Origin of the sequence: Aequorivita capsosiphonis DSM 23843 (genome assembly GCF_000429125.1) — a bacterium.
Classification (GTDB): domain Bacteria; phylum Bacteroidota; class Bacteroidia; order Flavobacteriales; family Flavobacteriaceae; genus Aequorivita; species Aequorivita capsosiphonis.
Window position 1 is genome coordinate 223,658 of the sequence record NZ_AUBG01000010.1, and the last position, 12,078, is coordinate 235,735.

The 12,078-nt window shown below is 36.7% G+C and carries 11 protein-coding genes; all 11 read left to right on the forward strand.

Annotated features, from left to right (window positions below; all coding sequences use genetic code 11):
* The first annotated feature begins 84 nt into the window (after positions 1-84).
* The 11 genes from G440_RS0108780 to G440_RS0108840 all read left to right on the forward strand — a co-directional run bounded on the left by G440_RS0108780 (position 85) and on the right by G440_RS0108840 (position 12,069).
* Positions 85-438: a DNA gyrase inhibitor YacG gene (locus tag G440_RS0108780; RefSeq protein WP_026450967.1), complete on the forward strand. Its 354-nt coding sequence runs from the start codon at positions 85-87 to the stop codon at positions 436-438.
* 143 nt (positions 439-581) lie between these two features.
* Entirely contained in the window at positions 582-1,115 is a 534-nt protein-coding gene (locus G440_RS0108785) for a lipid-binding SYLF domain-containing protein (RefSeq protein WP_026450968.1), read from the forward strand.
* A 363-nt stretch (positions 1,116-1,478) separates the two neighbouring features.
* Positions 1,479-2,564, forward strand: a complete 1,086-nt coding sequence (locus G440_RS0108795) for a sensor histidine kinase (RefSeq protein WP_026450969.1) — start codon at positions 1,479-1,481, stop codon at positions 2,562-2,564.
* A 5-nt stretch (positions 2,565-2,569) separates the two neighbouring features.
* Positions 2,570-3,883 (forward strand): sigma-54-dependent transcriptional regulator, encoded by a 1,314-nt coding sequence (locus G440_RS0108800; RefSeq protein ID WP_026450970.1) that lies wholly within the window; start codon positions 2,570-2,572, stop codon positions 3,881-3,883.
* A 461-nt stretch (positions 3,884-4,344) separates the two neighbouring features.
* Positions 4,345-5,640 carry a Glu/Leu/Phe/Val family dehydrogenase gene (locus G440_RS0108810; protein WP_026450971.1) on the forward strand — a complete coding sequence of 432 codons (1,296 nt, stop codon included), beginning with the start codon at positions 4,345-4,347 and terminating at the stop codon, positions 5,638-5,640.
* Positions 5,641-5,729: 89 nt separating this feature from the next.
* Positions 5,730-6,146 carry a GreA/GreB family elongation factor gene (locus G440_RS0108815; RefSeq protein WP_026450972.1) on the forward strand — a complete coding sequence of 139 codons (417 nt, stop codon included), beginning with the start codon at positions 5,730-5,732 and terminating at the stop codon, positions 6,144-6,146.
* 29 nt (positions 6,147-6,175) lie between these two features.
* Positions 6,176-6,562, forward strand: coding sequence for a hypothetical protein (locus tag G440_RS0108820; RefSeq protein WP_026450973.1), 387 nt, complete (start codon positions 6,176-6,178; stop codon positions 6,560-6,562).
* 41 nt (positions 6,563-6,603) lie between these two features.
* Positions 6,604-7,734 (forward strand): NAD(P) transhydrogenase subunit alpha, encoded by a 1,131-nt coding sequence (locus G440_RS0108825; protein ID WP_026450974.1) that lies wholly within the window; start codon positions 6,604-6,606, stop codon positions 7,732-7,734.
* A complete protein-coding gene (locus tag G440_RS0108830) occupies positions 7,692-8,033 on the forward strand; it encodes an NAD(P) transhydrogenase subunit alpha part 2 (RefSeq protein ID WP_245574844.1) in 342 nt (113 codons plus the stop codon). Before G440_RS0108825 ends, G440_RS0108830 begins: the two co-directional genes overlap by 43 nt.
* A gap of 138 nt (positions 8,034-8,171) precedes the next feature.
* Positions 8,172-9,560, forward strand: a complete 1,389-nt coding sequence (locus tag G440_RS0108835; RefSeq protein ID WP_026450976.1) for an NAD(P)(+) transhydrogenase (Re/Si-specific) subunit beta — start codon at positions 8,172-8,174, stop codon at positions 9,558-9,560.
* Between the two features lie 70 nt (positions 9,561-9,630).
* The gene (locus G440_RS0108840; RefSeq protein WP_026450977.1) at positions 9,631-12,069 is read left to right on the forward strand and encodes a T9SS type A sorting domain-containing protein; all 2,439 of its coding nucleotides are present in this window, start codon (positions 9,631-9,633) and stop codon (positions 12,067-12,069) included.
* Positions 12,070-12,078 lie beyond the last annotated feature (9 nt).

Below are 12,078 nucleotides of genomic sequence, written 5' to 3' on the forward strand. Positions count from 1 at the left end.
CTGATTTCAAGCATCAAACACAAAAAGACCAACATTCAGTTTTGGAATTTGGAATTTGTTGCTTGAAATTTTTATATTTAGACTATGGAACGAACCTGTCCAGAATGTGGTGATAAGATTGTGGGGCGCGCTGACAAAAAATTTTGCAGTGATGCCTGTCGCAATGCGCATAACAATTCCCTAAATAAGGACAATAAAAATTTGGTTCGCAATATCAATAACCGTTTACGTAAAAACTACCGAATATTAGAAGAGCTAAATACTGAAGACAAAACGAAAACTACTAAAAGTAGATTGTTACGATTGGGATTTAGTTTTGAGTATTTTACCAGTATTTATACAACAAAATCAGGTTCTACTTATTTTTATTTATATGATCAAGGTTATCTTCAATTGGATAATGACTTTTACCTTTTGGTGAAAAAAGATCTTAAATAATCTCCATAAAATCATTGATATATCTACAAAAAAACATTTATTTCATTAAAATTGGCATATTCTTATGCTTAATGTAACAATACCTTAACCTACAGCACTTTCTATAAAAGGTATCTTTATAATCGAATAAATAAACCTCAATTATGAAAACAAAAAATCTTTTAATGATGATGATGCTGTTTTTCAGTATCTCAATTTTTGCCCAAAATGCAGACGATAAAAAAGTAATTAAAGATGCCGAAAAAGCAAAGACTGCTTTTCTTGAGGCCAATCCAAAATTACAAGGATACTTTGACGATGCCAAGGCTTACGCTATTTTTCCAAATGTGGGAAAAGGTGCTATTGTAATTGGAGCTGCCTCCGGAAATGGGGTAGTTTATGAACGTGGCGTTCTTGTGGGAATGGTTAGTATGAAGCAATTGGACATTGGTGCCCAAATTGGTGGAAAAGCTTTTAGCGAAGTGATTTTCCTTAAAACTGACAACGCGGTTCAAGAATTTATGGACGATGAATTCAGTTTTGGATCTAACATCTCAGCTATTGCAGCAAACCAAAGCCCGCCATCATTGGATGTAACTTATACTGATGGAGTTGCTGTTTTTACGCTCCCAAAAGACGGTTTGATGGCTGAAGTATCAGTTGGAGGACAAAAGTTCGACTTCGAAGACTTCGACTAATTAATAAATTCAACTCCCTCGGGAAATAAATTTGAACCGTTTTAAACATAAAAATGTTTAAAACGGTTTTTTTATTCTTCAAAAGAAAGAGAGTACTTTAAAAAACTACTACCCCAAGGAATTTTTTTAAGCGTCTCTCTTCCAAAATAAAGTATCATTAAAACCACATCGGAAAAAGCTTAGGAATGTCATCAACTTTGTAATAAAAAATCCAGCTTATTGTTGCTTCCATTATCAATATTGGCCAGAAATTTATAGATAAAGTAAATAATTTTCTTTTCCCAACCAAATATTGATGTGGCGCTTCACCTAAAGATACAAGCATTTATTTGATACCTTTGAAAAAGATAGAAAAGCTACTAAATGACTTTAGAAGAAAACCTTAATAAACGTATCAAGGAGCTTACGTGTTTATACGAAGTATCTTCCATTATTGTAAATAACGACTACAAAGAACTTGACAAAACGCTATATTCCATAGTGTTAAGCATCAGAAAATCGTTGCAATACAACAAAAAAGCTATTGTTGAAATCCAATCTGGACCGTTCCATCTCATTTCATCTTCGCTTCCAGAAAGTGTTTATATAGAAAGTGCCATAAAAGTTTTTAACGAACCTAAAGGCTCGATAAAAATTCATTATCCATCATCTAAATATGTTCTGGAAGATTTTTTAACCGAAGAAAAAAAACTTCTGCAAAATGTTGCCATAAATGTTGGCGATTTACTGGAACGCGCATCCATTCGTGAAAATGAGGCAGTACTAAAAAGAAAAATGGAACACGCCGACCGCTTGAGTATTTTAGGTGAAATAACTGCGGGAATTGCCCACGAACTCAACACCCCATTGGCTAATATTTTAGGCTTTGCAGAACTGCTAAAAGCTAAGGAAACTGATGACGATCAAACCACTAAAGACCTTGATAAAATTATAAATAGCGCTATCTTTTCTCGTGAAGTAGTAAAAAAACTAATGTTTTTTGCCTGTGAAATGCCACAGAATCTGGACGAAACAAATATCGTTCCAGTGATAAAAGATGCGATGAACTTATTGGATCCAACATTCAAAAAAAATGAAGTTCGTTATAAAGTCAATCTCCCCGAAGAACCCGTGCTTCTAAAGGCTGATACCATTCAACTGACTCAGGTGATTTTTAATTTAGTGCTAAATGCTATTTATTTTTCACCTAAAAATGGATTGATTGAGGTAAGCTTAGAAGAAATCAATAAAAAGATAAGGCTTAAAATTATTGATGAAGGCCCTGGGATTGCGCCAGAAAATGTAGATAAAATTTTCCAGCCATTCTTCACTACCAAAACAGTTGGTGATGGATCTGGTTTGGGATTGAGCGTGGTTCATGGGATCATTAGAAGTCATCGCGCTACTATAGATTACCAGTCCAATAAACCTTCAGGAGCCATTTTTATTATTAATTTTCCTAAACAATAAAGAAAATGCTTCACAAGGAAAACATACTGATAGTTGATGACGACATCAATATTCTCGAGCTAATTCAGCGGCATTTACATTCTCTGAACTATCACACTTATAAAGCTGTTTCTGTAAAAGAAGCCGTTGCGATTCTTCGTGACACAGAAATAGATTTGTTGATTACCGATTTAAAAATGCCAGAGGTGGATGGTTTTCAACTAATCCAATTTGCTTCAGAACATTATCCAAACATGCCAAAACTAGTTGTAACCGGCTATCCTTCGGTGCAAGATGCACTTTCTGCAATAAAATCTGGAGTAGTTGACTATTTGGTAAAACCATTTACAAAAGAGGAATTAAAACAAGGCGTTATAAAATCACTCTCTTCAAGGCCCAAAAAGAAAATTCTGGATCATGAAGATATAAAGTACACCTATAACGAAATTATTGGGGAAAGCGACGCCATCAAAAATGTAACTCAGATAATAGAAAGGGTAAAGGACAACAAAGCCACCATTTTTATAAGTGGTGAAAGTGGCACCGGGAAAGAGCTTGTAGCACGTTCCATTCACTATAATGGCAAGTTTTCGCGCGCTCCATTTATTGCGGTAAACTGTGGTGGAATCCCTGAAAACCTTTTAGAATCAGAACTTTTCGGTTATGTGAAAGGAGCTTTTACAGGAGCTAATGAAAATCGTGATGGATTTTTCCAAGCTGCAATTGGCGGCACCATTTTTTTAGATGAGATTGGAAACGCTCCACTTTCGGTACAATCCAGACTTTTACGCGTACTACAAGAAAAAGAAGTGATGAAAGTTGGCCAACGGAAGAGTGAAAAAATTGATGTTCGGGTGATTGCGGCAACCAACAGTAACTTACGCGAAATGATTGCAAAGGAAACTTTTCGTGAAGATCTTTATTATAGACTTACCGTAGTAGAAATAGCAGTTCCACCACTTCGAGAGCGGAAAGAGGATATTCCGTTAATAGCAGATAAGTTTCTTTTTAAATATGGAAACGAATATAAAAATCGCTATATAACTATGGATAATGAGGCTCATACCCTGTTACAGCGTTATGATTGGCCAGGAAATATCCGTGAACTCGAAAATGTAATTCAGCGGGCGGTCATTATGTGCGATAGAACCATCAGCATAAAAGACTTTCCCGAAACTTTAAAGTACAAAATAGATTTTCCCGAAGAAGCCTTGCTCTCTTTAAAAGAAATGGAGAAAAAATATATAGAAAAAGTACTTGGTTCAACAGATAATAATCAAACCAAAGCCGCCGAAATCCTCAAAATTGACCGGAAAACACTTCGAGGAAAAATTAAGTAGTAAAACATCTACACGCTTTACTTTAATCTATGATTGACTCCAAAATTTACATTCACTTTTCAGGAGTTCATCTTCAACTTCGGTTTCAATTTCGATTTCGATTTCAGAAAAAGGGTAATTTCTCCCCACCAAAGGAAATATTCCCCTCAATTCGCATAAAACACCTTTTAAGAATAAATAATCAATAAGCTGAATATTAGCCTCTTGACTCTAATCTTTAAAAACGGGTCATTGTTGGCATACAGCTTGAGCATTAGAGAGGCAAACAAAAAGTGCCTATGGATTCGAACTCTAAAAATTTCGCGCCTATTTTGTGTAAACACCGCACATCTTATGAGTTAAGACATAATAAGGGTGCTATTTTCTTCTGTAGCGAGTTCGACAAAATTTAACTTCAGATTCGATTTAGGAAGGATAACAACAAACAAGCATTAAAATAATTCACTAAAAGAATAATAACGATGACAAACGAACAAACTGTGGAAAAACCAAAGCCTGCAAAAAAAGGAATGTTGGACAATGTGTTGGAGCAATTCAACCATGCGGCTGACAAAATAGATTTGAACCCAAACGTTCGAAAAATTCTTAGTATCACAAACACTGAAATCATAATTCACTTTCCAGTGCGTATGGATAATGGCGATGTAGAGATCTTTACTGGATATCGAGTACAGCACAACAATGCTTTAGGTCCTTATAAAGGTGGACTTCGTTATCACCCAACGGTAGATATTGATGCAGCACGCGCTTTAGCTATGTGGATGACTTGGAAAACCTCTTTGGCTGGTTTGCCTTATGGAGGTGCAAAAGGAGGAATCCAAATTGACCCTTCTAAATATTCAAAAGGCGAATTGGAGCGTATAACCCGTAGATTCACTTATGCTTTAGGTGAAAATATTGGACCAGAACACGATATTCCTGCACCAGACGTAAATACCAACGCACAAACCATGGCTTGGATCGCCGATACATATATGAGTACAAAAAGTACTTCAGAGCGTTCTAAAAACCAACACGTAGTTACCGGAAAACCTGTTGGAAGCGGTGGCCTTGAAGGTCGTGACCGTGCTACTGGTTACGGTGTGTTTTTGACCATTAAATTTTGGTCAGAAAAAAATAAGGAAAGTCTAAAAGGCAAAAAATTCATCGTGCAAGGCTACGGAAACGTTGGCTATTGGGCAGCGCACTTTCTTCAAAGCGAAGGAGCGAAAATGGTGGGTGTTCAAGATGCCTTTGGAAGTATTCAAAATAATGAAGGAATTAAAGTTGAAGATCTTTTTAACTACGCAAAAGCTAATGGCGGTAGCATTGTAGATTTTCCAGAAGCAACGTCCTTGGACGGAAAAGAATTCTTTAGTTTGGATTGTGATATCTGTATTCCTGCAGCTTTGGGGAACCAAATTACAGCAAGGAATGCACATTCCATAAAAGCAAGTCTTATTGCGGAAGGAGCCAATGGCCCAACAGATGTTGAAGGTGAAAAAATATTGATGGACCGTGGCATTACTATTATTCCAGACATTATGTGTAATTCTGGTGGGGTAATTGGAAGCTATTTTGAGTGGCTTCAAAACCGTAATGGAGAGCTTTGGCAAATGGACGAAATTTTGGAAAAATTAGAGAAAAAACTTTTCACTACATTCAAAAAAGTGACAGCTTATTCTGAAGAAAATAATGTAGATATGCGTACGGCAGCTTTTAGTCTTGCCATTGGACGTATTGAGCAAGCTTATATTTTAAGAGGAATTTTCCCATAATCAATTAATAATACTTGAAAAGATGAGGCTGACTAAAAAAAATTGTTAGTCAGCCTCATCTGTTTTAAGTAAACAATGAATTTTGAACTATGAAATATGGAAATTTGATATTGGAAAAAAAGGAATATGTTTTCTTAAAGCGCCTATTGAATGTCTCTGGGTTTTATAAAGATGAGAACACAAAAGTTTCTCTAAATAATTTAAGCTCGGAATTAAAGAGTGCAATTATATATGACCACGAAGAAATGCCGGAAGATATTATTCGTTTTAATAGTGTAGTAACTGTTGAGTCTGGCGCTTGGCAAAACCAATTCCAGCTAGTAATTCCAACAGAGCGAGATATTGCAGCAAACAAGATTTCCATTTTAGCACCAATGGGTTCAGCCGTTATGGGCTATGCAGAAGGTGATTCTGTAACTTGGAACTTTCCAAACGGTACTAAAGAGTTAACAATTACAAGCGTTAAGCAGGCCACAAGACCTATTGACATTGACGTACTATTATAGTATAATAATTTACAATTTTTATTAAAATCATGGAAATTTACAATCACGATTCCCCAGAAGCAATAACATATAAACACAACTCAATAGAATCTGAAAATTGGGTTGAGCACCTCAACTATATAGATAAGGAGATTACCAATCTATTAAATATTGGGAAGGTTGAGCTCTCTAAAAACAAGGAACTTCAAAACGTTATTTTAAAATTAAAAAACGAGAAAGCAGATAATACGGATGCTATCGATACTTTTTTAAAGTATCGAGAGAGCCTTCCAAAAGCTGCAGAATGTGAAGATGTGGAATGTGATATGTTCTATGTTGGGGAACATGAAAAATTTAGAAAAGCCTATACTTCACATCTCAAAAAATACCGACAGGTAAAAGAAGCGTATTTTAATGTTTTAACCTTGGAAGCTTAAATCAGCTTTAAAAGTAGTAAAAATCAATTTTGAAGAAATCTATGAGCGAACAATTACGGTCAAAAACAATAGGAATTCTAAAAACACCAAATGATCCCAGGGTGTGTTTGTTACCCAAAGAAATAAAGCGACTTATTTCAGAATTTGACCTCAAGATTCTCTTTGAGCCAGACTTGGGAAGTTCATTACAAATTAAAGACGAAGAATATGTGCAAGCGGGTGCAACTTGCCTTCCACGTGAAACCATCTTTAAAGATGCGAATACTATTGTATCGATAAACCATACTTTTAGCGAAGGGGAAATGAAAAAGGGCTGTAAATTCATTGGAATTTTCAACCCTTTATTTCATGATTCCAAATTCGCAATATATAAAGATCACGCTGCAACTGTTTATAGTTTAGATTTACTGCCAAGGACAACCCTAGCACAATCTATGGACGTTCTCTCTTCTATGGCATCATTGGCAGGTTACAGAGCGGTTATAATAGCTTCAGAATTATACAATGGCATCTTACCCATGTTAACCACTGCAGCGGGAACACTGAGACCTGCAAAAGTTTTGGTTCTAGGTGCTGGAGTAGCCGGTTTACAAGCCATTGCTACTGCTCGTCGTTTAGGTGCTATAGTTGAAGCATTTGACGTTCGTAAATCTGCAGGCGAGGAAGTTAGAAGTTTAGGAGCAACCTTTATTGAAGTTGAAGGTTATACCGAATCTGCGAGTGCGGGAGGATATGCTGTTGAACAAAGCAAAGAATACCAAGAAAAACAAAAAGAATTAATTCACGAACATATTGCTTCAGCAAATATTGTGATAAGTACAGCTAATATTCCTGGAAGGAAAGCTCCGTTACTTATTGAAACTCGCTCTGTTGAAGCCATGAAAGCAGGTAGTATCATTGTTGATCTTGCTGCCGAACAAGGTGGAAACTGCGAGCTTTCAAAAAATGGAGAATACATAAAACACAATGGAGTCACTATTTTAGGAAATTCAAGTCTTTCGGCTGATATTCCTGCGGCAGCTTCACAATTACTCTCAAATAACTATTTTTCATTTTTAAAGTATATGGAAAAATCTGACAATCCAGATGACCCTTTGCTTTCTGCCTCCAAAATATTAGACAACGGCGAATGGAAACATCCGCATTTCATCCAAAAACTACAACCAGCCTAACTATGGAATTCTTAAATCAAAACATTGAAGATATTTATTTTGTAATCTTCTGTATCTTCATCGGAATTGAAGTAATCTCAAATGTTCCAGCAATTTTACACACTCCATTAATGTCTGGAGCAAATGCCATTAGCGGTGTAATTTTAGTTGGAGCTGTATATATGATGCTAACCATTCCGGCAGATGACTACCTCAATTTAACTTTAGGTGGTATCGCAATTTTTCTAGGCACATTAAATATCTCTGGTGGATTTTTCGTTACCGGACGTATGCTTAAAATGTTTAGTTCTAAAAAATAATCTCAGACTAAGATGAAGTTAATTCCTTGCGAATCGACAAAAACTTACGCCTTACGAGGTTCTATTTTACAAATTCCAATTTTCAACCAAATCAAACAACCACCTGTCATTGTCAGGTTCTGAAAACAGCAATACTCGATGGAGATAATTATTAAAGTGGGCTATCTAATAGCCGCAGTTTCCTTTATACTGGGACTAAAATATATGAGTTCCCCCAAAAAAGCAAAAACCGGAAACCTCATCGCCGCCATGGGGATGGTTCTAGCAGTAGCACTAACCTTCTTTACCCCAATAGGGCATTCAATTCCTACTACTAATTTAATTATCATGCTTGTTGCTATAGCAGCTGGTACTATTGTAGGGAAACGATATTCGGACAAAGTACAAATGACCGGAATGCCACAATTAGTATCCTTATTTAATGCAACTGGAGGTGGATGTGCCATGCTTTTGGGATTGGTAGAAGCCAATCCAATGGAGCCGAGACCCGAAATATTAAGTATGCAAATTTTACTTATTGCAGGTCTGATAACCGGTGCAATAGCATTTACAGGAAGTATCATTGCAGAACGTAAATTGGCAGGTAAAGTAAAGGATTATCGCACCATGGGCGTAGTTTTTTCAGCAAGAATTCTCTTGGTGCTCATGATTCTTCTACCTGTAGTTTATTTCTTTGGGCTAATTCCTCTTGGCTTCGCGCCTTTTATGTATTTCTTGGCCTTTTTGGCGATGATTTATGGAGTACTCTTCGTTCTTCCCATTGGAGGAGCAGATATGCCCGTAGTCATTTCATTATTAAACAGTATCACAGGAATTGCGACAGCATTTACCGGTCTTGTTTACGGAAACAAGGTGATGATTGCTGGAGGTATTTTTGTTGGAGCTGCAGGTATCTTCCTCACGCTATTAATGTGTACTGCAATGAACCGTTCCTTGATGAAAGTACTGGCTGGAAAATTCAAGAAAAGCAGTGGAACCGGAACAGAAGAAGAGCAGGAAATTAAAGAGATAAGCGTTGCTGAAACCGCGCTTTCGCTCTCATACGCTCAAAAAGTTGCTATAATTCCAGGGTACGGACTTGCAGTAGCCCAAGCGCAACACGTATGCGGTCAATTACAGCAAATGTTAGAGAAAAGAGACTGTGAAGTAGATTACATCATTCACCCTGTTGCAGGCCGTATGCCTGGACATATGAATGTTTTGTTAGCTGAAGCCAATGTAGACTATGCCTCTTTAAAAGAAATGGACGAAGGCAATGAAAATATGTCTCAATATGATACCGTTCTAGTTATTGGAGCCAATGACGTAGTAAACCCAGCTGCAGAAAACAAACCAGACAGTCCAGTTTACGGAATGCCAATTATTCGCGCCCACGAGAGCAAACAGGTTATAGTTATGAAACGAAGTATGGGGAAAGGTTATGCAGGAGTTCAGAATGATCTTTTTGGATTGGACAATTGTAGTATTTTATTTGGCGATGCGAAGGCTTCGTTGCAAGAGATTATAAATCAGTTGAAGCTGATATAAACAGAGATATTCTCAATGCCCTTTTAATCAAGAAGTTTTAATATATTGCGATTCTATTTAACAGAAACGTATGAAATTAACAATACTTCCTGCAATTATTGCCTGTGTCCTATGCATTAACGCTATGGCACAGGTAAATTTTCAACCTCATTTAATTATAGATGAAGGTAGCACCAATGGCCCACGTGCAGTTTTTGCCGCCGATCTAGATGGTGATGGCCATTTAGATCTGGTTTCTGCCTCGGAATACGACAGTAAAATTGCTTGGTACAAAAATGATGGTGCCGGCAATTTGGGAGCGCAACAGATTATTTCCTTGGATGTTAAATCTCCCATAGAAGCACACGCTGTCGATTTTGATGATGATGGCAATGTGGACATTTTAGTTTCTTCTTCAGAAAATAGTAAAGTAGTTTGGTTCAAAAATAATGGTTCCGGTAGTTTCAGTGTGCCACTATTAATAACGGATAATTTAGACGGTATCTCTCACAGTATTCCTGCTGACATCGATGGAGATGGAGATCTTGATGTAGTGGTCAGTTCCTATGGTGAAGAAAAAATATTTTGGTTTGAGAATATAGATGGACAAGGTACATTCGGGACCCAGTTAATGGTGTCGATTAATATTGAAAGGACTGGTGAAATTGCAGCTTTTGACCTCGATAATGACGGCGATTTGGATATAATTGCTTCAACTATATATCAGCAAAAAACGGTTTGGTATGAAAATCTGGATGGACAGGGAAATTTTGGAAGCGAAAATTTGATTGACACCAACGCTTCTGCAGCATATGCATTTTATGGATTTGACATAGATGACGATGGTGATACCGACATCATAACAACTAAATCCAATTCACTTATATATTATGAAAACCTTAATGGACAAGGAAATTTTTCAACGGCAAGAACGCTACTACCAGATGAAATAAGTTATTTTCTTTTTCAAGATATTGACCAGGATGGAGATAAGGATATTCTTTCCATTGTGGGAAAACAAGAAATTGCCTGGTACGAAAACTTAAACGGTCAAGGCAATTTTGGAAATAAGCAATCCATCGTATCCGTTAAAAGAATTAGTTTTTTGAATATGGCAGATGTTGATGAAAATGGTAGCTTAGATATTCTTACTGCCAAATTTGCTAAAGACGAAATATCTTGGTATCCCAGTAGCGTTCCGGGAACTTTTGGCAATGAAAACGTTATAAGTGTTGTAGATGGTGCACAAGGAGCTTATAGTGTTCAAGAAGCAGATATAGACGGTGACGGTGCTATAGACGTTGTTTCTGGCAATATTGACGCTGAAACTATTACCTGGTACAGAAATATAGATGGACAGGGAACTTTTGGACCCCAAATAATCGTGGGGTCAAATATTCAGTACGTGCAATCTATTTATATCGCTGATTTAGATGGTGATGGCGATATGGATATTGTTTCTTCATCTGATGAAGACAATCTCGCCACTTGGTACAAAAATGTAGATGGACAAGGAAATTTTATTAAGCAACAGCCTTTTTCCGTTGAATTCGAAAGCCCCATGTTTGTAACCTCAGATGATTTGGATGGCGATGGCGATATGGATATTATAGTTTGGGACTTTAATTTTAGAATGGCCTGGTTTCCGAACATAGACGGTTTGGGAAACTTCGGCTCAGCACGAACTATAGATGGACAAGCGGATTATTCCGAATCTATTCATGCTGTAGATTTGGATAATGACGGCGACAAAGACATAATTACAGCTATCAATGGTGATCGATTATTCGCTTGGTATGAAAATTTGGATGGGCAGGGAAATTTTAGCACTCAAAATATCATTGAAGATAATTTAAATGGGGTTATTGAAATATATTTCTCTGATTTAGATGCAGACGGTGATATGGATATTTTAGGCTCCATAATAAGAGACGACTTGTTAGTGTGGTATGAAAATATGGATGGCTTGGGAACTTTTGGCCCACGAAAAATTATTTCCGACACTGCTCAAACTCCCGAAGAAATCAGAACTTTTGATGCAGATCTAGATGGCGATTTGGATGTGTTTGTTGCAGATTATACAGAAGATAATATCTATTGGTATGAAAATATAGATGGTCTCGGAAATTTCGGTTCTCAGCAAATAATAGACACAAATATGAACGGCACCCTATCACTCGGCGTTGCAGATTTTAACAATGATGGAAAAATAGATCTTTTGGCAGGCGCATGGTTGGGAGATAAATTAAAATGGTACGAAAACTTGGGTTCTTTAGGTTTGCAAGACAACAATCTAGATATTACAATACTTTTCCCTATTCCCTCCAATGATATTTTAAATATCAAAAGCAATTCAAAAATTGTAGAAGCAGTAGTTTATAATGAATTGGGGCAACTACTCTTAAAAAGTCAAAGTCTTGAGGGCATAAGTACAATAAATATTGAGATACTTTCCAGCGGAATTTATTTCATTAAACTAACAGATTTAGAACAAAACACGATTACGAAAAAGTTTATAAAGCAAAATTAAGAAAGGTGT